The organism is Pseudolysinimonas kribbensis (assembly GCF_030161895.1).
Classification (GTDB): Bacteria; Actinomycetota; Actinomycetes; order Actinomycetales; family Microbacteriaceae; genus Pseudolysinimonas; species Pseudolysinimonas kribbensis.
Genome location: NZ_BSVB01000001.1, coordinates 1,560,344 through 1,582,533, shown reverse-complemented (window position 1 = coordinate 1,582,533; position 22,190 = coordinate 1,560,344). Strand labels below are relative to the sequence as shown.

General features: G+C 71.6%; 20 protein-coding genes, 1 tRNA gene and 5 pseudogenes. 18 read left to right on the top strand and 8 right to left on the bottom strand.

Going from position 1 to position 22,190, the window contains the following annotated elements; all coding sequences use genetic code 11:
- Window positions 1-30 precede the first annotated feature (30 nt).
- The 6 genes and pseudogenes from QQK35_RS08890 to QQK35_RS08865 all read left to right on the top strand — a co-directional run bounded on the left by QQK35_RS08890 (window position 31) and on the right by QQK35_RS08865 (window position 6,176).
- Entirely contained in the window at window positions 31-978 is a 948-nt protein-coding gene (locus QQK35_RS08890) for a carbohydrate ABC transporter permease (protein WP_284253855.1), read from the top strand.
- A 36-nt stretch (window positions 979-1,014) separates the two neighbouring features.
- Entirely contained in the window at window positions 1,015-1,908 is an 894-nt protein-coding gene (locus QQK35_RS08885) for a carbohydrate ABC transporter permease (protein WP_284253854.1), read from the top strand.
- A 56-nt stretch (window positions 1,909-1,964) separates the two neighbouring features.
- A pseudogene (locus QQK35_RS08880) lies at window positions 1,965-3,270 on the top strand (Gfo/Idh/MocA family protein).
- Complete coding sequence (locus QQK35_RS08875; protein ID WP_284253853.1) at window positions 3,267-4,178, top strand: NAD-dependent epimerase/dehydratase family protein; 912 nt, start codon at window positions 3,267-3,269, stop codon at window positions 4,176-4,178. Before QQK35_RS08880 ends, QQK35_RS08875 begins: the two are co-directional and overlap by 4 nt.
- A gap of 1 nt (window position 4,179) precedes the next feature.
- Window positions 4,180-5,080, top strand: a pseudogene (locus tag QQK35_RS08870) (5-dehydro-4-deoxyglucarate dehydratase).
- Between the two features lie 55 nt (window positions 5,081-5,135).
- Window positions 5,136-6,176 carry a mandelate racemase/muconate lactonizing enzyme family protein gene (locus tag QQK35_RS08865; protein ID WP_284253852.1) on the top strand — a complete coding sequence of 347 codons (1,041 nt, stop codon included), beginning with the start codon at window positions 5,136-5,138 and terminating at the stop codon, window positions 6,174-6,176.
- A gap of 1 nt (window position 6,177) precedes the next feature.
- On the opposite strand, the gene QQK35_RS08860 is transcribed toward QQK35_RS08865, so the two are convergent.
- The 3 genes from QQK35_RS08860 to QQK35_RS08850 form a co-directional block, all read right to left on the bottom strand.
- Window positions 6,178-7,428: an FAD-binding protein gene (locus QQK35_RS08860; RefSeq protein WP_284253851.1), complete on the bottom strand. Its 1,251-nt coding sequence runs from the start codon at window positions 7,426-7,428 to the stop codon at window positions 6,178-6,180.
- Between the two features lie 78 nt (window positions 7,429-7,506).
- Complete coding sequence (locus QQK35_RS08855) at window positions 7,507-8,823, bottom strand: MFS transporter (protein WP_284253850.1); 1,317 nt, start codon at window positions 8,821-8,823, stop codon at window positions 7,507-7,509.
- Between the two features lie 25 nt (window positions 8,824-8,848).
- Window positions 8,849-9,268: a MarR family winged helix-turn-helix transcriptional regulator gene (locus QQK35_RS08850; protein ID WP_284253849.1), complete on the bottom strand. Its 420-nt coding sequence runs from the start codon at window positions 9,266-9,268 to the stop codon at window positions 8,849-8,851.
- Between the two features lie 71 nt (window positions 9,269-9,339).
- Between QQK35_RS08850 and QQK35_RS08845 the strand changes: the two genes are divergently transcribed.
- Both QQK35_RS08845 and lplAB read left to right on the top strand, forming a co-directional pair.
- Window positions 9,340-10,266 carry an alpha/beta fold hydrolase gene (locus tag QQK35_RS08845; protein ID WP_284253848.1) on the top strand — a complete coding sequence of 309 codons (927 nt, stop codon included), beginning with the start codon at window positions 9,340-9,342 and terminating at the stop codon, window positions 10,264-10,266.
- 9 nt (window positions 10,267-10,275) lie between these two features.
- Complete coding sequence (lplAB, locus tag QQK35_RS08840) at window positions 10,276-11,325, top strand: lipoate-protein ligase LplAB (RefSeq protein ID WP_284253847.1); 1,050 nt, start codon at window positions 10,276-10,278, stop codon at window positions 11,323-11,325.
- Between the two features lie 28 nt (window positions 11,326-11,353).
- Here lplAB and QQK35_RS08835 read toward each other — a convergent pair whose 3' ends face one another.
- Window positions 11,354-11,629: a hypothetical protein gene (locus QQK35_RS08835; protein WP_284253846.1), complete on the bottom strand. Its 276-nt coding sequence runs from the start codon at window positions 11,627-11,629 to the stop codon at window positions 11,354-11,356.
- A gap of 34 nt (window positions 11,630-11,663) precedes the next feature.
- Complete coding sequence (locus tag QQK35_RS08830) at window positions 11,664-11,948, bottom strand: GNAT family N-acetyltransferase (RefSeq protein WP_284253845.1); 285 nt, start codon at window positions 11,946-11,948, stop codon at window positions 11,664-11,666.
- A gap of 23 nt (window positions 11,949-11,971) precedes the next feature.
- Between QQK35_RS08830 and QQK35_RS08825 the strand changes: the two genes are divergently transcribed.
- Together QQK35_RS08825 and QQK35_RS08820 are read left to right on the top strand one after the other, a co-directional pair.
- The gene (locus QQK35_RS08825; RefSeq protein ID WP_284253844.1) at window positions 11,972-12,310 is read left to right on the top strand and encodes a hypothetical protein; all 339 of its coding nucleotides are present in this window, start codon (window positions 11,972-11,974) and stop codon (window positions 12,308-12,310) included.
- Complete coding sequence (locus tag QQK35_RS08820; protein WP_284253842.1) at window positions 12,310-12,768, top strand: M15 family metallopeptidase; 459 nt, start codon at window positions 12,310-12,312, stop codon at window positions 12,766-12,768. The genes QQK35_RS08825 and QQK35_RS08820 overlap by 1 nt, the downstream gene beginning before the upstream one ends.
- Before the next feature lie 10 nt (window positions 12,769-12,778).
- Here the strand turns inward: QQK35_RS08820 and pgm are convergent.
- Window positions 12,779-14,409: pseudogene (gene pgm, locus QQK35_RS08815) on the bottom strand (phosphoglucomutase (alpha-D-glucose-1,6-bisphosphate-dependent)).
- Window positions 14,410-14,444: 35 nt separating this feature from the next.
- On the opposite strand from pgm, the pseudogene pheA reads away from it, so the two are divergent.
- From pheA to QQK35_RS08800, 3 genes and pseudogenes are all read left to right on the top strand, one after another.
- A pseudogene (pheA, locus tag QQK35_RS08810) lies at window positions 14,445-15,385 on the top strand (prephenate dehydratase).
- Entirely contained in the window at window positions 15,382-15,795 is a 414-nt protein-coding gene (locus tag QQK35_RS08805) for a hypothetical protein (RefSeq protein ID WP_284253841.1), read from the top strand. Before pheA ends, QQK35_RS08805 begins: the two are co-directional and overlap by 4 nt.
- A gap of 22 nt (window positions 15,796-15,817) precedes the next feature.
- A complete protein-coding gene (locus tag QQK35_RS08800; RefSeq protein WP_284253840.1) occupies window positions 15,818-16,090 on the top strand; it encodes a hypothetical protein in 273 nt (90 codons plus the stop codon).
- On the opposite strand, the gene QQK35_RS08795 is transcribed toward QQK35_RS08800, so the two are convergent.
- Window positions 16,068-16,859 carry a diacylglycerol/lipid kinase family protein gene (locus QQK35_RS08795; RefSeq protein WP_348534916.1) on the bottom strand — a complete coding sequence of 264 codons (792 nt, stop codon included), beginning with the start codon at window positions 16,857-16,859 and terminating at the stop codon, window positions 16,068-16,070. The genes QQK35_RS08800 and QQK35_RS08795 overlap by 23 nt on opposite strands.
- 235 nt (window positions 16,860-17,094) lie before the next feature.
- Between QQK35_RS08795 and serS the strand changes: the two genes are divergently transcribed.
- From serS to QQK35_RS08775, 4 genes and pseudogenes are all read left to right on the top strand, one after another.
- Entirely contained in the window at window positions 17,095-18,363 is a 1,269-nt protein-coding gene (gene serS / locus QQK35_RS08790) for a serine--tRNA ligase (protein WP_284253839.1), read from the top strand.
- Window positions 18,360-18,539 (top strand): annotated as a pseudogene (locus QQK35_RS08785) (HAD hydrolase family protein); the annotation flags it as partial. The gene serS and the pseudogene QQK35_RS08785, both read left to right, overlap by 4 nt.
- Before the next feature lie 335 nt (window positions 18,540-18,874).
- Window positions 18,875-19,171, top strand: a complete 297-nt coding sequence (locus tag QQK35_RS08780) for an HAD family hydrolase (protein ID WP_284253838.1) — start codon at window positions 18,875-18,877, stop codon at window positions 19,169-19,171.
- Window positions 19,172-19,205: 34 nt separating this feature from the next.
- Window positions 19,206-19,293, top strand: a tRNA-Ser gene (locus QQK35_RS08775).
- A gap of 1 nt (window position 19,294) precedes the next feature.
- On the opposite strand, the gene QQK35_RS08770 is transcribed toward QQK35_RS08775, so the two are convergent.
- Window positions 19,295-20,500 carry a metal-dependent hydrolase family protein gene (locus tag QQK35_RS08770; RefSeq protein WP_284253837.1) on the bottom strand — a complete coding sequence of 402 codons (1,206 nt, stop codon included), beginning with the start codon at window positions 20,498-20,500 and terminating at the stop codon, window positions 19,295-19,297.
- Window positions 20,501-20,548: 48 nt separating this feature from the next.
- On the opposite strand from QQK35_RS08770, the gene QQK35_RS08765 reads away from it, so the two are divergent.
- On the top strand, window positions 20,549-22,174 hold the full coding sequence (locus QQK35_RS08765; protein WP_284253836.1) for an LLM class flavin-dependent oxidoreductase: 1,626 nt from the start codon (window positions 20,549-20,551) through the stop codon (window positions 22,172-22,174).
- Window positions 22,175-22,190 lie beyond the last annotated feature (16 nt).

Below are 22,190 nucleotides of genomic sequence, written 5' to 3'. Positions count from 1 at the left end.
GCCGGGCGGACGACGGACGAGGAGGTCATCGTGAGCAGTCTCGGAGAGCTGCGCTCGCTCACCGTGTCACGCCGGCGCAGCGGGGCCCGGAGCCCGAAGCCACGAGCCCGCGACAACATCACCGGCTACCTGTTCCTGGCGCCGTGGCTCATCGGCCTGGTGGTGTTCACGATCGGCCCGATGGTGGCGTCGCTCGTCCTCTCGTTCACCCACTACGACCTGCTCACCCCGCCGCGCTGGGCCGGATTCGGCAACATCGTGCGGATGGCGCAGGACGAGCGCCTGTGGCACTCCTTCGGGATCACGGTGCTCTACGTCGTCGTGTCCGTCCCGCTGCAGCTGATCCTCGCTCTCGCTCTCGCCCTGGTGCTCGATCGGGGGATGCGCGGCCTGTCGTTCTACCGATCGGTCTTCTACCTGCCGAGCCTCATGGGCGGCTCGGTCGCGATCGCGATCCTCTGGCGGCAGGTGTTCGGCAAGGACGGGCTCGTCAACGGCTTCCTGGCCGTGTTCGGGATCGACGGCCCCGGGTGGATCTCGCACCCCGACTTCGCCCTGTGGACCCTCGTGCTCCTGCACGTCTGGACCTTCGGCTCGCCCATGGTGATCTTCCTGGCCGGCCTTCGCCAGATCCCGGAGATGTACCACGAGGCCGCCGCCGTCGACGGAGCGGGCAAGGTGCGGCGCTTCTTCTCGATCACCTTCCCGCTGCTGACGCCGATCATCTTCTTCAACCTCGTGCTGCAGATGATCTTCGCGTTCCAGTCGTTCACCCAGGCCTACATCGTGTCGGGGGGCACGGGCGGACCGAGCGACTCGACGCTCTTCTACACGCTGTACCTGTACCAGAACGCCTTCACGGCGCCCATCGACATGGGCTACGCGTCGACGATGGCCTGGTTCCTGCTCCTCGTGATCGCCGGATTCACCGGCATCAACTTCTGGCTGTCGCGGTACTGGGTCTTCTATGACGACTGACCGACCCCGACCGAGCACGCTTCGAAAGGCCCGACCATGACCGCTCTCGACGCCGAGACGCCGATCGTCCTCGCGCCGCGACGACGACGACGTCGCGGTCGGCGGCCGATCTGGCAGTCGATCCTCCGGCACGCCGCCCTGCTCGCGCTCTGCGTGATCATGCTCTACCCGCTCATCTGGCTCGTCGTGTCGTCGCTCAAGCCGAACGCGGACATCTTCCGCGACCTGAGCATCTTCCCGAGCCACCTGACGCTCGAGAACTACATGAAGGGGTGGACGGCCCAGGAGTTCCCGTTCGGGCAGTTCCTGCTCAACTCGGCCGTCGTCGCGGTGGGCGCCATCATCGGCAACCTGGTCTCGTGCTCGCTGGCCGCCTACGCGTTCGCCCGCCTGCGCTTCCGTGGCCGGTCGCTGTTCTTCGCCATCATGCTCGGCACGATCATGCTGCCGTTCCAAGTGGTGCTCGTGCCCCAGTTCGTGATCTTCAAGGACCTCGGCTGGCTCAACACCTTCCTGCCCCTCATCGTGCCCAAGTTCCTGGCGACCGACGCGTTCTTCGTCTTCCTCATGGTGCAGTTCATCCGCGCCCTGCCCGACGAGATCTTCGAGGCGGCCCGCATCGACGGTGCCGGCCACCTGCGCATCTACGCCGGGATCACCCTCCCGCTCATGACGCCGGCTCTTGCCACCACCGCGATCTTCACCTTCATCTGGACCTGGGCGGACTTCTTCGGGCCCCTCATCTACCTGCGCTCGCCGAACGAGTTCACCGCGTCGATCGCGCTCAAGGGGTTCGTCGATGCGCAGTCCAGCTCGGACTACGGGTCGATGTTCGCGATGTCGGTGGTCTCTCTCGTGCCCCTGTTCATCGCGTTCCTGATCGGACAGCGCTACCTGGTGCGCGGGATCGCCACCACCGGAATCAAGTGAGGAAAGTCGTGACACGCCGCCGATACGCACTCGTCGGCTCGGGCTCGCGTTCGCAGATGTATCTCGACGCGATCGCGGGCGACCATGCCGACGTCGCCGAGCTCGTGGCCTGGGCGGACCGCAATCCGGGCCGCCTCGACTACAGCGCCTCCCTGCCCGGCCGGGAGACGCTCGGGCGCCCGGCGCGATTCGACCCGGCGGATCTGGGGGCCGCCATCCGGGAGCACCGGGTGGATCGCGTCATCGTGACGACGCCGGACCTCACCCACGCCGACTACGTCGTCGCGGCCCTCGACGCGGGCGCGGACGTGGTCGTCGAGAAGCCGCTCACGACGACCGAAGAGGGTGCGCCGGATCGCCGAGGCCGCCGATCGTTCGGGGCGCGATGTCACGATCACCTTCAACTACCGCTACGCCCCGCGCAACACGGCGCTGCGCGAGGTGGTCGCCTCCGGGCGCATCGGCGAGGTCACGTCGGTGCACTTCGAATGGGTGCTCGACACCGCGCACGGCGCGGACTACTTCCGGCGCTGGCACCGCGACAAGCGCAACTCCGGCGGCCTGCTCATCCACAAGGCGTCCCACCACTTCGATCTCGTGAACTGGTGGATCGCGGACGTCCCGTCCCGGGTGTTCGCCAGTGGCGGCCTGCGCTTCTACGGAGCCGACAACGCGGCAAGGCGGGGCCTGGGACCGCGTGCCGAGCGCGGGTCGATCGACTCGCCGCTGCGCGACGCGTTCAGCCTCGACCTGCGCGCCGACCCCGAGCTGCGCGGTCTCTACTACGACCAGGAGCGCTACGACGGCTACCTGCGCGACCGCGACGTGTTCGACCCGGGCATCACCATCGAAGACAACCTGTCGCTCGTCGTGGACTACGCCGGCGGGCCGAGCATGTCGTACTCGCTCAACGCCCACTCGCCGTGGGAGGGCTACTCGATCGCCATCAACGGCACCGCGGGTCGTGCCGAGCTCGCGGTCGTCGAGCGCGGGGCGGTGCTGATCGGCGAGGACGGGCGGGTCACGGTCGACCCGAGCGCGCATCCTGAGGGCGTGCGGGCCGACCGTACCCGCGGTGTCAGCGAGCGTCTCGTGGTGCAGGAGCACTTCGCGCCGGCCGAGGAGGTGCCGATCCCGATGGGCGCCGGAGGTCACGGAGGCGGCGACCGGATCCTGCTCCGCGACGTCTTCCGCGGTCCGGACGAGGATGCCCTCGGCCGGGTCGCCGGCTGGCCGGACGGGGTGCGCGCGGTCGCCGTCGGACTGGCGGGCAACAGGTCGCTCGAGACGGGTCAGGCGGTGCGCGTGTCGGAGATCGAACTCGGGGCCGGCGCCCGCGCGCTCGGAATGGCGATCGCGTGAGCCGGTACCTCGTGACCGGTGGCTCCGGCCGGCTCGGTCGCAGCGTCGTGGACGTGCTCGCCGAGGCGGGGCACGATGTGGTCTCGGTCGACCGGTCCCCGGTGGCCGGGCTGCGCGCGGAGCAGCGGCAGGTCGACCTGCTCGTCCCCGGCGCCGCGCTCGACGCGGTCGCCGACATCCGTCCCGACGGGATCGTCCACCTGGCCGCGATCGCGGTGCCGTTCAGCCTGCCCGACCCGCAGATCTTCGCCGTCAACACGACCCTCGCCTGGGTCATGCGCGAGGCGGCGCTCGAGATCGGCGTGCCGTCCCTGCTGCTCGCGAGCAGCCCGACCGTGATCGGGTACGGAAGCCCGACGGGATGGGTGCCGAGCGTGCTGCCGATCGATGAACGGCATCCGGTCGCGCCCTGGAACGGCTACGCGCTGTCGAAGGCCGCCATCGAGTCGCTGGTCGCGATGACGGTGCGCCAGCACGGCGACCGGCTGCGGATCGCCGCATTCCGCCCGTGCTACGTGATCGCGCCGGAGGAGTGGGCGGGGACGCCCACCCAGCAGGGGCACACGATCGCCGAGCGGCTCGCCGATCCGGAGCTGGCGGCGGTGTCGCTGTTCAACTATCTCGACGCGCGCGACGGCGGGGACTTCGTGCTGTCCTGGCTGCGCCAGGCGGCGTCGGTGCCGAACGGCGGCGTGTTCTTCGTCGGCGCTCCGGATTCGCTCGTCCGTGAGCCCGTCGGGCAGGCGCTGGCGCGCCTGGTGCCGGAGGTCGCCGATCAGGCACGCCACCTCGGAGACGCCGATGCGGTGTTCAGCAGCCGGCTGGCCGAAGAGGTGCTCGGCTGGCGTGCGACGCGCCTCTGGCGGGACCAGCTCGCCGAGCGGGAGACGGAGGCCGGCGTTGCGTGAGCTGAGTTTCGGTGAAGGGGTGCTGTTCTTCCCCGTCACCCCCTTCGACGAGGCGGACCGGGTCGTGCCCTCGCTCGCCGAGGACCTGGTGCGGGAGGGGTGGACCACGGCGCCGCCGGCGTGTTCGCCGGATGCGGCACCGGCGAGTTCCATGCCCTCGGACTCACGGAGTACGCGGCCGTCGTCCGGGCGGCGCGCGCGGGGATCGCCGGCCGGGCACCTCTCATCGCGGGGGTCGGCGGCCCCCTCGGTCACGCGCTCGACGTCGCACGCACGGCCGAGGAGCTCGGAGCCGACGGTCTTCTCGTCATGCCCCCGTATCTCGTGCAGGGGCCGCAGGCCGGCCTCATCGCCTATGTGGCCGCGATCGCGCGCGCGACGGCGTTGCCCCTCATCGTCTATCACCGCGGCGCCGCGCAGTTCACGCCGGTCTCGCTGCGCGCCCTGCTCGAGCTGCCGACCGTGGTCGGTCTCAAGGACGGCGTCGGCGACGTCGCGCTCATGCAGCGGATGGTGCTCGAGGCGCGTGCCGCGGGTCGGGAGCTGCTGTTCTTCAACGGCCTCCTGACGGCCGAGATGAGCCAGTCCGCATACGCGGCGATCGGCGTTCCCCGTTACTCCTCGGCGGTGTTCGCGATGGCGCCCGACATCGCGACGGCCTACTTCCGGGCGGATCGCGCGGGCGACACCGCCGCGCGCGACCGGCTGCTCGACGGCTTCTACTCGCCCCTGGTCGCGCTGCGCGACGAGACGCCGGGCTTCGCCGTCTCGCTCATCAAGGCGGGGCTTCGCCTGCAGGGCCGACCGGTGGGATCCGTGCGGCCCCCCTCGTCGATCCGGCACCGCCGCAGCTCGATCGGCTCGGCGCGCTCCTGCGTCGGGGGCGGGAGCTCGCGGCGTGATCCGGAGTCCCGCGGATCCGCTCGCGGGGGCGAGCCCGGCCCCCTCCTGCGGGAGGTGCGCACCCGCGTGGTCCGCATCCCGCTGACCCGTCCGTGGGGCGACGACGTGCGCGAGGTCGGTGTCGTCGTGGTCGACGTGCGGGACGAGCACGGCGCGGTCGGTCACGGCTTCTCGTGGACGCCCACGATCGGGCTGCGCGCCGTGCAGGCGCTGCTGGAGGACGACGTCGCGCCCTTCGCCGTCGGCCGGCCGATCGATGCGGCGCTCTGGCGCTCGTGCTGGGAGCGCGTGCACGAGGCGGGCGGCGCAGGAGTCACCACGATCGCCCTCGCAGGACTCGATCTCGCCGTCTGGGATCTGCGCGCGCGACGGGCGGGCGTCGGGCTTCCCGAGCTGCTCGGCCGCCGGCACGACAGGCTGCCCGCCTACGGGAGCGGGGTGAATCTGCACTACCCGCTCGAGGACCTCGTCGCGCAGGCGCGGCGCTGGGTCGGCCAGGGGTTCCGGGCGGTGAAGATCAAGATCGGCAAGCCGGACCTCGCGGAGGACGTGGACCGCATCGCCGCCGTGCGCGAGGTGCTGGGACCGGATCGCGCCCTCATGGTGGACGCGAATCAGCGATGGGATCTCGCCCGGGCGACCGACGCGGCCGCGGCGATCGAGCGCTTCGGCATCCGGTGGCTCGAGGAGCCCCTGCGAGCCGACGACACGAGCGGCTACGCGGAGCTCGCGCGGCGCACCTCGATCCCGATCGCCCAGGGCGAGAACCTGCACACGCTGTACCGGTTCCGCGACGTGCTCGACGCCGGCGCCGCCGCGATCGTGCAGCCGAACGTCGTGCGCGTGGGCGGCATCACGCCGTTCCTCGAGATCGCCGAGCTCGCCCGGGAGCGCGGGGTCGAGCTCGCGCCGCACCTGCTGCCGGAGCTCTCGGCGCAGCTCGCGTTCGCCCTGCCAGGCACGGCGTGGGTCGAGGACGTCGAGGAGGCGCGATTCGCCGACCTGGGAGCCCTCACCGCGCCGACGGGCGTCCTTGTCGAGGACGGCTGGGTCTCGGGCGGTCCGTCGCTCGGCCTCGGCCTCCGCTTCGCCTGACTCAGCGCAGCCCGAGCCGCCGCAGCGCGGGGCCGGCGAACACGCCGTCGGGATCCAGGCGCTCGAACACCCGCCGGGCGTCCGCTGCGCGCGGCACCACGCGTGCGATCGCGGCGGCGTCGAAGTGGTGCACCTTGCCCCAGTGCGGGCGGGCGCCGAACGGCGCGATGGCCTCCTCGACCACGTCGACCGCGCGCGCGACGCCCTCCGCGTCGTCGGCCCAGGTGAAGTGCAGGGCGACGCTGTCGCGCTGGTACGCCTCGCTCAGCCAGAGCTCGTCGGCGGCGATGGTGCGGATCTCGCTCACCTGCAGCACCGGTGCGATGCGGCCCGCGACCGCCTGCACCGCCTCGATCGCCGCCGGGGCGTCGCCGCGGCCGACGAACCATTCGCTCTGGATCTCGGCGCCCGCGCTCGGTGTCGAATCGACGCGGAAATGCGGCAGGCCCTCATACCAGGGTCCGAGCCGGCCCTGCAGCGTGACGTTGGGGTCCGGGAGGTCGAAGATCGGAACCTGCTCGGCGCGGCGATGGGCGCCGAGCCAGGCGTCGGGCACGCCATCCACATCGAGGCGGCGCTTGACCCACGCCATCGGCACGGTCTCGCCGGCCCAGTCGCGGGTGAACAGGCTCACGCTGTAGCCGGCCCCGGTCACGGAATCGAGGTCGGACAGGACGGTGCTCCACGGCAGGCCCGCGTACACGTCCTGCCGCACGAGGTAGCCGGGCTGGAGGTCGAGGGTGAGCCGCACGACGATGCCGTAGGCGCCCAGGCCCACCGGCAGGGCCTCGAAGTCCGGATCGCCGCGGCGGGCCGTGACGAGCTCGCCGCGGTGATCGACGTACTCGATCGCGCGGATGGCGGTCGACAGGTTGCCGTTGCGGTCGCCGGAGCCGTGGGTGCCGGTCGCGGTCGCGCCGCCGATCGAGATGTGCGGCAGCGATCCCAGGTTGTGCAGCGCCCAGCCGGCCTCGCCCACCGCGGCCGCGACCTCGGCGTACCGGATGCCGGCGCCGGCCGTGACGGTGCCCGCGTCGGCGTCGATCCGGATGTCGGGGTCGATCCCCGTGACCGTGACGAGGGTGCCCTCCGTGTCGGCGAGATCGTTGAACGAGTGCCGGGTGCCGAGCGCGCGCATCGGCCCGCCGGCGGCGACGACCCGCTGCACCTCCTCGATCGATCGGGCCTCGACGAGGCGCGGCGCGGCGAAACGATGGGTGCCCGACCAGGTCGAGCCGGCGATGGAGCTCACGAGTCCACGCTAGGGGTTCCTCCAACGGGGCGACGACGCACAGCGGGTCGGCGACGAGCGCGCAAAGGCGCGGGGTGCTCAGCCCTTCTGGGCCTCGGCCTCCTCGATCGCGATCGACTCGGTCGCGACCTCCACGTCGATGCCGCGCCGCAGCACGAGCGGCCAGCGACGGCCGGCATCCCACCCGAGCCGCACGTTGCGCCGCCGGATCCACCACGCGGCGGCGATCGCGGCGGGGATGAGCCCGCCGAACGCGCCGGCGACGAGGCTCCAGCGCGGGCCGAACGCGTTCGCGATGGCGCCGATGAGCGGCGCGCCGATCGGCGTGCCGCCCATGACGATCGCCATGTAGAGCGACATGACGCGACCGCGCAGCGCCGGGTCCGTCGTCGTCTGCACATAGGCGTTCGCGTTGTTCATCATGGTGATCGCGGAGACCCCCACGAGCGGCAGGACGAGGGCGAACGACCAGTACGTGGGCATGCACGCGGCGGCGATGAGGGCGAAGCCGAAGCCGGCGCCCCCGAGGGTGATCGAGCGCAGCCGCGGGCGTTCGCGCCGGGCTGCGAAGAGCGACCCGATCACCGACCCGACGGCGAAGGCCGAGGAGAGCAGGCCGAACGTCTCGGCCCCCTGGTGGAACGCGACGCTCGCCATCGTCGACGAGTAGATCGCGAAATTCATGCCGATCGTGCCCATCAGGAACACCATCGTGAACACCAGCAGCAGGTCGCTTCGCCGTCGCACGTAGCCCAGCCCCTCGCGGACCTGGCCTCGGGCGCGCGCGACGCGTCGATGCGGGAGCAGCTCGCTGCGACGGAACAGGAAGAGCGCGCCGACCGTCGCCGCGAACGTGATCGCGTTGATCAGGAACACCCAGCCGGCGCCCACCGCCGCGGTGAGCAGGCCCGCCGCCGCGGGGCCGATGAGCCGCGCGCTGTTGAACGACATCGAGTTGAGGCCGACCGCGTTGGAGAGCAGCCTCGGCGGCACGAGACTCGAGACGAAGGTCTGCCGCACCGGTGCGTCGAACGCGGATGCGCATCCCAGTAGGAGGGCGAAGGCGTAGACCATCCACAGCTGCACCGTGCCGGTGACGGTGAGGATGCCGAGCGCGAGCCCCAGCGCCCCCATCGTCCCCTGCGTGGCCATCATCAGCCTCCGCCGGTCGAGGCGGTCGGCCGCGAGGCCGGTGATGGGGGTCAGCAGCAGCTGCGGGGCGAACTGCAGGGCCATCGTGAAGCCCACGGCCGTCGCGTCGTTCTTGGTCAGCATCGTCAGGACGATCCAGTCCTGGGCCGTGCGCTGCATCCAGGTGCCGATGTTGGAGACGGTCGCGCCGGCGAACCAGACGCGGTAGTTGAAGACGCCCAGGGAGCGGAATGCCGAACTCATCGCCGTACCGTCGCGATCCGGGCGCTCATGCGTCCGCGATCCTGCGCAGGATCGGGACCACCGCCTCCAGCGCCGCCCGCTCCTCACGGCTCAGCGCGGAGACCTGCCGGCTGAACCACGCGGTGCGCAGCCGACGCGTCTCACGGATGAGCTCGCGGCCCGCGTCGGTGATCGACACGACGACCTTGCGCGCGTCGTCGGCGGACGGCTCGCGTCGCACCAGCCCGCGGCCCTCAAGCCCGTTGAGGGTGCGGTTCATCGAGGGCGGTGAGACCCGCTCGTGGTCGGCGAGGGCGCTCGGCGACGCGTCGCCGCCCCTCTCGAGCCGGAACAGCACGCCGAGCTGCGAGTCGCTCATGCCCTCGTCCTGGCGGTTGTTGCGGATGCGCCGGGCCACCCGCTGCACGACGAGGCGCAGCTCGTCGTCATCCAGTCGCGCAGCCACAACCGTTAGCCTAGCTCATTAGCGACGCTAACGCTCGGTCGTGGAGGCCCGCGCGCTCCTAGGATTCGGGCATGTCCCAGAGCGGGAAAGCACAGACGACCGCGGTCGAGGCGACGTTCACCGACGCCGAGGGCGTGCAGATCCACACCTGGCGCTGGGATGCGGCGCAGCCGCGCGGGATCGTCGAGCTGCTGCACGGCCTCGGCGAGTACGCGACGCGGTACGAACCGCTCGCGCGCGACCTGGTCGCGGCCGGCTACACCGTGCGCGCACTCGACTACCGCGGGCACGGGGCGACGGGGCTGGGGCAGTGGGGCGGCGACGTCTCGAAGCTCGGCCGGCTCGGACCGGGCGGCGTGCGCGCGACGATCGCGGGCATCCGGAGCTTCACGGCCGACGTGCGGGCGGAGCACGGGGCGCTGCCACTCGTGCTGCTCGGGCACAGCATGGGGTCGCTGTTCGCGCAGATGCTGCTGAACGACGACGCGACCCCGTGGGACGGCGCGGTGCTGAGCGGCACCGCGTACCGCACGTTCCGTCACATGAACTCGGGCGACCTGAACAAGCGGTTCCGGATGCCGGGCGGCACCGGCGCGGAATGGCTGAGCCGCGACCCCGCGGTCGCCACCCGGTTCCGCGACGACCCGCTCACGTTCGAGGCGCGCACCATTCAGCTCTACGGCCTGCTCGACGCGCTGCGGCTGCTCGGCACCCCGCGCAGGCTCGCCCGGGACCTGCCGCTGCTCATCCAGGTCGGCACCGACGACGCGCTCGGCGGCCCGCGCAGCGCGACCCTGCTCGCTCAGGCCTACCGCCGTCGCGGCGGTCTCACCGACGTCACCCTCGAGCTCTACGAGGGTGCCCGCCACGAGGTCTACAACGAGACGACCCGAGCCGAGGTCATCGCCGACCTCGTCGAGTGGCTCCGCCCGCTTGGCCAAAAACGCCCACTGAGTCGGCGAATCACTGGGCGTTTTTGGCCAGGCGCGGGCTCATAGGCTGAACGCATGCACGGTGAGTACAAGGTGCCCGGCGGCAAGCTCGTGGTGGTCGATCTCGATGTCGACGGGGGCGTGATCCGGAACTTCCGGCTCGCCGGCGACTTCTTCCTCGAGCCCGACGAGGCGCTCGCCGCGATCGACGGCGCGGTCAACGGGATGCCGGCCGAGACCGACGGACGCACTCTCGCCGCGACGATCCAGCGTGCGCTCCCGGAGGGCGCGGTGCTGCTCGGCTTCTCCCCCGACGCCGTCGCGACCGCGGTGCGCCGAGCCCTGCAGCGCGCCACGTCGTGGGAGGACTACGAATGGCAGCTGCTGCACCCGGGGCCGCTCAGCCCGATGATGCACCTCGCCCTCGACGAGGTGCTCACCGAGGAGGTCGGGGCCGGCACCCGCAAGCCGACGCTGCGGATCTGGGAGTGGGCGTCGCCCGCCGTCGTGATCGGCAGCTTCCAGTCGGTGCGAAACGAGGTCGATCAGGACAACGCCGACCGCTACGGGTTCGAGGTCGTCCGGCGGATCAGCGGCGGCGGCGCGATGTTCATCGAGCCGGGGTCGGCCGTCACCTATTCGCTCTACGCGCCCATCGAGCTCGTGCAGGGCATGACGTTCGCCGACAGCTATGCGTTCCTCGACGAGTGGACCATCGAAGCACTCAAGTCGCTCGGGATCGATGCGACGTACCAGCCGCTGAACGACATCGCGAGCCCCAGCGGCAAGATCGGCGGCGCCGCGCAGAAGCGGCTCGGCAACGGCGGCGTGCTGCACCACGTGACCATGAGCTACGACATGGACGGCGACAAGATGGTGCAGGTGCTGCGCATCGGCCGCGAGAAGATGAGCGACAAAGGCACCAAGTCGGCGAACAAGAGGGTCGACCCGCTGCGCAGTCAGACCGGCCTGCCGCGCGAGGCGGTCATCGAGCGGATGGTCGACACGTTCCGCGCCCTGCACGGGTTGCACGACGACGAGCTGCGCCCGGAGGAGCTCGCGGCGGCCGAGGAGCTCGTCCGCACGAAGTTCGCGACGCCGGGCTGGATCACCCGCGTGCCGTGAGCGGGTCGAGCAGCGGCGTAGGGAGGCCTCAGAGCTCGATCTTGACGTTGCCCTTGTACACGTCGCGGTCGCCGTCGCCCGCAACCGGAGCCGGCGCCGGCATCGAGGTCTGCCGGTCCTGATCGAGCCGGGCCTCGTACGCGGTCGGGTGGAAGACCTCGTCGACGGCCATCATGCCCGCGCCGCCCATCGCGCGGCCCTTGCCGGAGTTCTTGGCGGAGAGGTCGATCCAGCCCTTGTACTGCGCGAGCACGCCCAGCAGCACCAGAACGACGACGATGCCGCCGAAGATCAGCCAGTCCACGGCGACAGCATAGGTCGGCATCCTGCGCGCCGGGTCAGCGCGACATCAGGTCGCGGTACTCCGCGTGACGCGCGAGATAGCCGCGCACGAACGGGCACACCGGCACCAGCCGGCGGTCGCTGTGGCTCCGGATGTCGTCGAGCATCCCCTTGACGAGTGCCGAGCCGAGGCCGTGCTCCTGCAGGCTCTCGTCGACCTCGGTGTGCAGGACCCGGATCATGCCGTCGCCGAGTTCGTAGATCGATGTGCCGATCTCGGCGCCGTCGCGTTCGAGCACGTACCGGTCGTGGGCTTCGTCGTGGACGACGGTGTCTGTCATCGTTCCGACGCTACCCTGGGCGGGTGCCGGAGACCTCCCCGCCTCCCCGCGTCATGTCGCGCAAGGGATTCCTGTCCGCGATGATCGCCGCGGTCGTCGTGCTGCTCATCGTGGTCATCGGGCTCGTGACGCTGCTGCTGGTGCCGGCCACGGCGAAGCCGAAACCGACGCGCTCCGCGTCGCCGACCCGCTCGCCGTCCGCGACGCCCACGCCGACCCCGACCCCGACGTTCGACAAGAACCAGTTCTCGACCACCGATGCGACGAGCCTCTGGGTCATGGTCGACAAGCAGCACCCGCTGAACCCGCGCGACTACGCACCCGCGCTCGCCCCCTCAACCTGCCGGGCTACAAGGGACTGATGCGCCCGGAGGCGGTGGCGGCCATGCAGAAGATGTTCGCCGACTACCACGCGCAGTCACCGACCGGCGACGGCCTGACGGTCGTGAGCCCGTACCGCAGCTACCCGGATCAGGTCTCCGTCTACAACGGCTGGGTGCGTCGGCTGGGGCAGGCGCAGGCCGACCGGCAGAGCGCGCGCCCCGGGTACAGCGAGCACCAGACCGGCCTCGCCGTCGACATCGACACCGCGACCAACCAGGGCTTCGGCACCACGGCGGCCGGCCAGTGGCTGGCGCAGAACTCGTGGCGGTACGGCTTCGTCGTGCGCTATCAGCAGGGGCAGGAGCCGATCACCGGGTACGAGTACGAGCCGTGGCATTTCCGCTACGTCGGCGTCGAGCTCGCCACCGAGCTGCAGAAGCAGGGCTTCCCGTCGCTCGAGACCTTCTTCGGGTACGCGCCGGCGCCGAGCTACTGAGGTCGAGCGCTCAGCCGGCGAGAGCACCGTCGACGATGCGCTTCGCCTCCGCCTGAACCTGCGCGAGGTGCTCCGGGCCGCGGAACGACTCCGCGTAGATCTTGTAGACGTCCTCGGTGCCGCTCGGCCGCGCCGCGAACCACGCGTTCTCGGTCACCACCTTGACGCCGCCGATCGCGGCCCCGTTGCCGGGTGCGGTGGTCAGCTTGGCCGTGATGGCATCCCCGGCGAGCTGGGCATCGTGGATGTCGGTGCCCGACAGCTTCGCCAGCCGCCCCTTCTGCGCCGTGTTCGCGGGCGCGTCGATGCGGGCGTACGCGGGCGCGCCGAACTCGGCCGTCAGCTCCGCGTAGAGCTGCGACGGCGTCCTGCCGGTCACGGCGAGGATCTCGCTCGCGAGCAGGGCGAGCACGATGCCGTCCTTGTCGGTCGTCCACGCCTGGCCGTCGAGCTGCAGGAACGACGCTCCCGCGCTCTCCTCGCCGCCGAAGCCGACCGACCCGTCGATGAGCCCCGGAACGAACCACTTGAACCCGACCGGCACCTCCCACAGCCGCCGCCCGAGCGACGCCGCGACCCGGTCGATCATGGAGCTCGAGACGAGCGTCTTGCCGATGGCGGCATCCGGTCGCCACCCGGGCCGGTTGGCGTAGAGGTACTGGATGCAGACGGCCAGGTAGTGGTTCGGGTTCAGGAGGCCGCCGTCCGGGGTCACGATCCCGTGCCGGTCGGCGTCGGCGTCGTTGCCGGTCAGCAGTTGGAAGTCGCCGAGCCGGGCGACGGTGCCGGCCATGACCGAGGGGCTCGAGGGATCCATCCGGATCCTGCCGTCCCAGTCGAGCGTCATGAAGCCCCACTGCGGGTCGACGACCGGGTTCACGACGGTGAGGTCGAGCCTGTACTTCTCGGCGATGAGCGCCCAGTAGTGCACGCTCGCGCCGCCGAGCGGGTCGGCTCCGACGTGCAGCCCCGCCTTCTGCAGCGCGGGGATGTCGATGGCCTCGGCCAGCTGGGTCACGTACGCGTCGCGGTAGTCGTACTGGTCGACAGCGCTCGGCTCGGAGCGCGTGACGTCGCGGAGGCCGCCTCGGATGAGGTCGTTCGCCCGCGCCGCGATCCAGCTCGTCGCCTCGGTGTCGGCCGGGCCGCCGTGCGGCGGGTTGTACTTGAAGCCGCCGTCGCGCGGCGGGTTGTGGCTCGGCGTGATGACGATGCCGTCGGCGTGCTCCGCTTCGCGCCCGGGTCGCAGCTGCCGGTTGTGGTGGATGATCGCCCGCGACAACGCCGGCGTCGGCACGTAGTCGTCGAACTCGTCCACGATCGCGTGCACCCCGTTGGCCTCGAGCACCTCGAGCGCGGTGGTCTGCGCCGGCCGGGACAGCGCGTGGGTGTCGGCGCCGATGAACAGCGGCCCCCGATGCCCTGCTCGGCGCGGTACTCGACGATCGCCTGCGTGATCGCGGCGATGTGCGTCTCGTTGAACGCGCGATCGAAGCTCGACCCGCGGTGCCCGCTCGTGCCGAATACGACCCGCTGCGCCGGATCGTCGGCATCGGGCACGAGCGCGTAATACGACCCGACGAGCTCGTGGATGTCGGTCAGGTCGGAGGGCGAAGCGGGCTGCCCCGCGCGAGGATCCACCCGCCCAGTCTGCCGCGCTCAATAGACTCCTCACCATGCCGGAGCCGATCTACAGCTACCTCGGCCCGGCGGGCACGTTCACCTGGACGGCGCTGGATCAGGTGCCGGGAGCCGTCCCCAAGCGCCGCAGGGCCGTCACCAACGTGGGCGAGGCGCTCGACGATGTCGTGAGCGGACGCGCGACGGCCGCGATGATCGCGATCGAGAACAGCATCGAGGGCGGCGTGACGGCCGCGCAGGACGCGCTCGCCGGCATCCCGGGGCTGCGGATCGTGGGCGAGCACCTCGTGCCCGTGGACTTCGTGCTCGCGGTGCGCCCGGGGACGGCGCTGCACGACGTGCGGGTCATCGCGGCGCATCCGGTGGCGTACGCGCAATCGCATCGCCGCCTCGACCGCGAGCTGCCCGGCCACGAGCACCTCATCGCGACTTCGAACATCGCAGCCCCGCAGCTGCTCGTCGACGGCAAGGTCGATGCCGCGATCGCCCCGCCCGGCATCGAGACCCTGCTGCCGGTCGAGATCCTCGCGACGCAGCTCGCCGACAACCGCGACGCGGTCACCCGGTTCGTGCTCGTCTCGGCGTCGCGCGCGATCCCGGAGCGCACGGGCGCCGACAAGACGAGCGTCGTCGTCGAGCTGCCGCACGATCATCCGGGGGCCTTGTCGAGATGCTCGAGCAGTTCGCGACCCGCGGTGTGAACCTGTCGCTGCTGACGTCGCGGCCGATCGGCGACGCCCTCGGCCGGTACCGGTTCGTCATCGACTTCGAGGGCCACATCCACGACGAGCGGGTCGCCGATGCCCTGCTCGGGCTCAAGCGGTTCAGTCCGAATGTCACCTTCCTGGGGAGTTACCCCGCCGCCGATCGCCGGCATATCGAGGCCGCGCCGCGTTACGACGATGCCGTGTTCATCGACGCGCGCGACTGGCTGCGCGGACTCCTCGCCGGGGAGCCGGAGGCCGGATCGCGATGACCGACCCGCGGTACGACCCCCGGTTCCAGCGCGGCTGGGACGGGGATCCCGCGGCACGGGTCGTCAACCCTCCCGACCCACCGGATCCCGCCCCCGCCAAGGCCTCTCCGGCGGTCGCGGAGTCCGTTCCCGCCGACTCCGTTCCCGCGGAGCCGGCGGCGCCCGATGACGACGCGTGGATCGAGCAGCCGCGGTACAACCCCTTCCGCATCGCACTCGCGGTGACCGGTGTCGCGCTGCTGGCGGTCGGCGGCTGGCTGACGTGGGTGATGGTGCAGGGTCAGCAGAACATGTCGACTCCGGATGGCGCCGTGTTCGGCCAGTTGCCGTACCTGCTGATGCCGCCCGTGGTGCTGGCGGGGCTCGTCGCCGTCATCGCCGCGATCGCCGTCGGGGGTCGCTCACGGTGAGGGGCGGGCTGTCGGTCTCGCCGTGGTGGGCGTGCTGTGCGCCGCCGGCGCGATCGCTGCCGTATCGACCGCGGTGGCGGTGCTCGATTCGAGCGGCATGTTCTCGGCGGTGAATGGCCAGCCGAGCGAGATGGATCGCCGGTTCGCGGTCGCGCAGGCCGGCTACGCCATCCTGGCGCTCGCCCCGCCCCTGGCGGGCGGCTTCCTGGTCGCGGGGATCGCCATCCTCGCCCTGCTCGCCCGGCGGTGGCGGACCGAACATCCGGAACCGCTCACGCGGGCACGCGCACGATGAGCGACCCCGGATCGACCCGCAGGCGGAACCCGATGACCTCGCCGAACGGATCGCCGTCGAGCTCGAACTCCTCCGGCCGCTCCAGCCGCACGTCCAACTCCCGCGCGCGGTAGTAGCGCAGCGCCCGCACCTCCCGCGCCATGCCGGCGAGCTTGCGCCCGACCGAGCCGCCCCGGCGCAGGACGCCGTTCTCCCAGGTGATCTTGCCCCAGATCTGCACCCAGCCGAGCAGGCCCTCGGGTCGCAGGGTCACGACGTCGAACAGGCCGTCGTCGATCTCGGCGTCGGGCAGCAGCAGCACGTTGCCGGGCAGCGCTCCGCAGTTGCCGGCGATGAGGGTGTGCACGCTCGCGGTGCGCTCCTCGCCGCCGTCGACGCGCACCCGCATGCGCACCCGGTCGGTGTCGCGCAGCGCACGGGCGATCGCGTCGACGTAGGCGAGCCAGCCGACGCGCTTCTTCAGCTCCGGCCGTGCGTTGGCGATCATCTTCGCGTCGAGCCCGAAGCCGGCCATGACGAGGAACGCGTGCTCCTCGGCGGACCCGTCCGGGCGGTCGAGCTCGATCACGCCCATGTCGATCCGGCGGTCGGTGCCGCCGAAGGCGAGATCGACGGAGTCGGCCAGGTGGGTCAGGATCATGTCGAGGTTGCGCGCGAGCAGGTTGCCCGTGCCGGCCGGCAGCAGCGCGATGGCGACGTCGCTGCCCCGCAGCGCCTCGGCCACCGCGCGCACGGTGCCGTCGCCGCCGGCGGCGAGCACGACATCCACCCCGTCGGCGATCGCCCGGCGCGCCTGCTCGCCCCCGGCTGCTCGGGCGTCGTCTCGAGCCAGCGGCTCTTGCGCCAGCCCTCGCGGCTCTCCGCGGCGGCCACGGCATCGCGCAGACGGTCGAGGTCGACCTTGATCGGGTTGTAGACGACGGCCGCCTGGCGGGTCCGAGACGGGGCGGGGGCGGCCATGCCGGTCAGGATATCCGCCGCCTCCTCGTCCGTAGGATGGGCAGGTGATCGACCCGCAGCTGATTCGCGAGTCGCCGGATGCCGTCAAGGCCTCGCAGCGGCTGCGCGGCGAGTCCGAGCGGCTGGTCGACGACGCCGTCGCCGCCGACGCCGAGCGGCGCGCCGCGATCGCCTCGTTCGAGGCGGACCGGGCCGAGCAGAACGCGTTCGGCAAGGTCGTGGCGAAGGCGCCGAAGGACGAGAAGGCCGCGCTGGTCGCGCAGGCGCAGGGTCTCGCCGCGCGCGTGAAGGCCGGCCAGCAGCGGGTGTCGGATGCCGAGGCCCAGTTCGCGCGGGTCGCCGGCGCGATCGGCAACATCGTGCTCGAGGGCGTGCCGGCCGGCGGCGAGGACGACTTCGTCACGCTCAAGACCGTCGGCGAGGTCCCGTCGTTCGAGTTCGAGCCCCGCGACCATCTCGCCCTCGGCGAGCTGCTCGACGCGATCGACATGGAACGCGGCGCGAAGGTCTCGGGCGCGCGGTTCTCGTTCCTCAAGGGCGTCGGCGCCCGGCTCGAGCTCGCGATCATGCAGCTCGGCCTGCAGCGCGCGCTCGACGCGGGCTTCACGCCGCTCATCACGCCGACCCTGGTGCGCCCCGAGATCATGGCGGGCACCGGCTTCCTCGGTGCGCATGCCGACGAGATCTACCGGCTGGAGGCCGATGACCTCTACCTGACGGGCACGAGCGAGGTCGCGCTCGCCGGCTACCACAAGGACGAGATCCTCGACCTGTCGAACGGTCCGCTGCGGTACGCCGGATGGTCGACCTGCTACCGGCGCGAGGCGGGCTCTGCCGGCAAGGACACCCGCGGCATCATCCGGGTGCACCAGTTCCAGAAGCTCGAGATGTTCACCTACATCGAGCCCGCGGGCGCCGAGGCCGAGCATGCTCGCCTGCTCGCGCTGCAGGAGGGCATGCTGCAGTCGCTCGGGCTGACCTACCGCGTCATCGACACCGCGGCGGGCGATCTCGGCTCGAGCGCCGCCCGCAAGTACGACGTCGAGGCGTGGGTCCCGACGCAGGGCACCTACCGCGAGCTCACCTCGACCTCGAACTGCACCACGTTCCAGGCGCGCCGGCTCGACATCCGGTATCGCACCGAGAGCGGCAGGACGGCGCCGGTCGCGACGCTCAACGGCACGCTCGCGACGACGCGCTGGATCGTCGCGATCCTCGAGACCCACCAGCGGGCCGACGGCTCGGTCGCCGTGCCCGAGGCCCTGCGCCCGTACCTCGGCGGCCTCGAGGTGCTGGAGCCCGTCGCGAAGTGACTCTGCCCAACAGCGCGCGCTGGATCGTCGCCCTCGACATCGACGGAACCGTGCTCCACGAGGACGGCACCCTCACGGACGCGACCGTCGAGGCCGTCCAGCGCGTGGCTGCGGCGGGGCACGAGGTGATGCTCGCAACCGGTCGCTCGGTGTCGATGACGCTGCCCGTGCTCGAACGGCTCGGCATCGTCTCGCAGTTCGTGGTGTGCGCGAACGGCGCGATCGTGCTCGGCCGGGATGCCGCGGCGCCGCTCGGCTATGCACGCGTGCACGTCGAGACGTTCGATCCCTCGGAGGTGCTCGGCACGATCCGGCACCACCTCGAGAGCGCGAGCTTCGCGGTCGAGGACGCCGACGGCCTGTTCCGCTACACCGGCCACTTCCCCGACGGCTCGCTCGCCGCGGCGAGCGAGCGGGTCGACTTCGACGAGCTCGCCCACGTCGCCGCGACCCGCCTCGTCGTCATCTCCCCGACCATCAGATCGACGACTTCCTGGAGATCGTCGACCGGATGGGCCTGCACAAGGTCACCTACAACGTCGGCTGGACCGCGTGGCTCGACATCGCTCCCGAGGGCGTCAACAAGGCGACCGGCCTGGAGTTCGTGGCGGGCGAGCTCGGCATCCCCCGCTCCCGTGTGCTGGCGATCGGCGACGGACGCAACGACATCGACATGCTCGAGTGGGTCGGCATCGGTGTCGCGATGGGCCAGGCGCCGGACGAGGTGCTCGCGGTCGCGGACGAGACGACCGGCAGCGACCTCGAGGACGGCGTCGCCGCAGTGCTCGCGCGGCGGTTCCCCGCCTAGCCCGGGCCGGCTCCGTTATGCTCGGGCCGTTCCGGGAGGGCTGTCCGAGCGGCCGATGGAGCCAGTCTTGAAAACTGGTGATGCGCAAGCATTCGTGGGTTCGAATCCCACGCCCTCCGCCAGTCAGTCGCCGACGACGCGTCCCCCGAGGATTACGGTGCGGGGTCGGCTCTCGTCCCAGACGACGGAGAGGTCCTCCACCGGATTCCCGTCCCACACGACGAGGTCGGCCTCCGCTCCGACGGCGGTCGGCCCGCCCTCCGGCCAGGTGCCGAACAGCTCCGCGTTCGTGCGGATCATCGCGCGCAGCGTGCCGAGCGCCCCCATGACCTCGGCCTGCAGCCGCACGCCCACGAGCTGGTCGTCGGCGAGATCGCCCATGAGGTCGGAGCCCCAGCCGACGGCGACTCCGGCGTCGAGCGCGTGCCGGATGGCGTGCTTGCCCGCATCGAGCACCTCACGGTTCTTGGCCTGCGACACGGCGGCGAGCCCCATCGCGGCGCCGCGCCGATCCATCGCGTCGTAGGCCGCGAGGGTCGGAATGAGCACGGCGCCCGCGCCTGCCATCCGCCGCGCGGTGGCCGCGTCGAGCAGGTTGCCGTGCTCGATCGAGCGCACGCCGTTGTCGATCGAGTGCACGATCGCCTCGGGCGAGTAGGCGTGCGCGGCCACGTACCTGCCACGCCGGGCGGCCTCGTCGGTCACGGCCCGCACCTCCTCGGGCGAGTACTGCGGAACCCGGAGCGGATCGGTGTACGACACCACGCCGCCCGAGGTCATGATCTTGATCGCGTGGGCGCCCATCCGGAACCGCTCCCGGACCGCGCGGCGTAGCGCGTCGACCCCGTCGACGACCTCCTCGGTGTAGCCGCCGGGGCGCGGCGCCCAGGGCTCGGTGATCGTGCGCGGGTCGCCGTGACCGCCGGTCTGGCTGAGGGCCGGCCCGGTATAGAGGTAGCGCGGCGCGACGAGGTGGCCGCGCTCGAGCGCGAGCGCGAGCCCGGCGTCGCCGCCCGCGACGTCGCGCACGCGCGTGAAGCCGCGCGCGAGCGCCTGCCGCAGGCGGGTCGCACCGGCGAGCGCCACGTAGCTCAGGGGCATCGCCTCGATCTCGTCGCTGTGCAACCCGACCGCGTAGGCGTGGAAGTGCGCGTCGGTCAGGCCGGGGCCGACGACGCGGCCCGCAGCGGCGATCGTCGGCACATCGGCCCGGATGCCGCGACCCAGCTCCGCGATGCGGCCGTCGGCGATCCGGATGTCGGTCTCGACCAGCTCCGCCGACTCGCCGTCGAAGAGCAGGGCGTCGGTGATCAGCAGGCCGTTCGGCACGTGACACATTAGATACCACGGGAACGCCGGCCGCCTACGCTCGGTGGCATGCGCTTCGGGATCGTCATCCTGCCGCAGGCCCCGTGGCCGATCGCCCGGGAGCGCTGGCGCGCAGCCGAGGAGCTCGGCTTCGACAACGCCTGGATCTACGACCACCTCTCCTGGTTGAGCCTCGCCGATCAGCCCTGGGGCGCGACGATCCCGACGCTCACGGCGGCCGCGACCGTCACCGAGCGGATCCGCCTCGGCACCTTCGTCAGCGGACCCAACTTCCGGCATCCGGTGCCGTTCGCGAAGGAGCTCGCGACTCTCGACGACATCAGCGGCGGTCGCGTGCTGCTCGGCGTCGGCTCGGGCGCCGCGGTCGCGCACGACAACGAGGTGCTCGGCGAGCGGCCCTACACCGCCGGCGAGCGGCACGAGCGCTTCACCGAGTTCGTCGACCTGCTCGACGCGCTGCTGCGCTTCGAGACGCCGGGCAGCGGGGGCGTCGACGCCGACGGCACGTGGTACCGCGCCGTGGGTGCCCGCATGGTGGGCCGTCCGGTGCAGACTCCCCGTCTCCCGTTCGCGATCGCGGCCAACGGACCGCGCGCGCTCGACCTCGTCGCCCGGCTCGGCCAGGCCTGGATCACCAACGGACCGCGCGGAGTCGCCGACGACGCCTGGTGGGACGAGATCGCCGCGCTCGCCGGCCGCCTCGACGAGGCGATGGAGCGGCGCGGCCGCGACCCGCGTTCGCTCGAGCGGCACCTGTCGGTCGACGCGACGTCGGGCGACCGCTTCGCGTTGCGCTCGATCGACGAGTTCGAGGAGGCCGTCGGCCGCGCCGGCGCACTCGGCTTCACGCACCTGGTGGTCCACTGGCCGCGTGCCGAGGGCGTGTACGCCGGATCGGAGGCGGTGCTCGCCGAGGCCGCCTCCCGTTCGATCGCTACCGCTGAGGCCGCCGCTACCGTGGGACGCACCATGAGCACCGCGTCGGGCATCACGAGGATCGAGCAGGGCGCCAGTCTGCGCGACACGGTGGAGACGGCCGTCGCGAGCGCGATCATCTCGGGGCAGATGGAGGCCGGGCTGGTCGTCTCGGTGCCGGCGCTGGCCGCGCGCTTCGACGTGTCGGCGACGCCGGTGCGGGAGGCGATGCTGAACCTCGCCAAGCGCGGACTGGTCGTGCCGCTGCGCAACAAGGGGTTCCGGGTCACGGAGGTCGACGAGTCCCTCCTCGAGCAGCTCGCGCAGGTGCGGCACCTGCTCGAGCCGGAGGCCATGGCGGAGCTGGCGGCGGTCTTCACACCCGAGATGGAGAAGGCGGGACGCCGGCTGGCCGACGCGATCGTGAAGGGAGCGGCTCGCCGGGATCTCCCGGCGTACCTGCTCGCCGATCACGACTTCCACCTCGGCCTGCTCCGGCACCTCGGCAACCCCGTGCTCGAGTCGATCGTCTCGGATCTGCGGCAGCGCACCCGCCTCGGCGGCCTCACGCGGCTCCTGCAGAGCGACCTCCTCGCCGCGTCGGCCGCGGAGCATCACGAGCTGCTCGACCTGCTCGCGGCCCACGACGCCGCCGGCGCCCGCGCCCTCATGCACCGCCACATCGGTCACGTGGTGGGCTGGTGGGCCGGCAACGACGAGCGGCCGTCGCGGGCGACGGTCCACCCGAATAGCATGTGACATATTACTGGCGAGG

Bases quoted from the DNA above. Each gene is read 5' to 3' on its own strand.
- QQK35_RS08885 (WP_284253854.1), top strand. From the start codon at position 1,015: ATGACCGCTCTCGACGCCGAGACGCCGATCGTCCTCGCGCCGCGACGA.
- QQK35_RS08855 (WP_284253850.1), bottom strand. From the start codon at position 8,823: ATGAGTTCGGCATTCCGCTCCCTGGGCGTCTTCAACTACCGCGTCTGG.
- QQK35_RS08845 (WP_284253848.1), top strand. From the start codon at position 9,340: ATGTCCCAGAGCGGGAAAGCACAGACGACCGCGGTCGAGGCGACGTTC.
- lplAB (WP_284253847.1), top strand. From the start codon at position 10,276: ATGCACGGTGAGTACAAGGTGCCCGGCGGCAAGCTCGTGGTGGTCGAT.
- QQK35_RS08830 (WP_284253845.1), bottom strand. From the start codon at position 11,948: ATGACAGACACCGTCGTCCACGACGAAGCCCACGACCGGTACGTGCTC.
- QQK35_RS08820 (WP_284253842.1), top strand. From the start codon at position 12,310: ATGCGCCCGGAGGCGGTGGCGGCCATGCAGAAGATGTTCGCCGACTAC.
- QQK35_RS08805 (WP_284253841.1), top strand. From the start codon at position 15,382: ATGACCGACCCGCGGTACGACCCCCGGTTCCAGCGCGGCTGGGACGGG.
- QQK35_RS08780 (WP_284253838.1), top strand. From the start codon at position 18,875: ATGGGCCTGCACAAGGTCACCTACAACGTCGGCTGGACCGCGTGGCTC.
- QQK35_RS08765 (WP_284253836.1), top strand. From the start codon at position 20,549: ATGCGCTTCGGGATCGTCATCCTGCCGCAGGCCCCGTGGCCGATCGCC.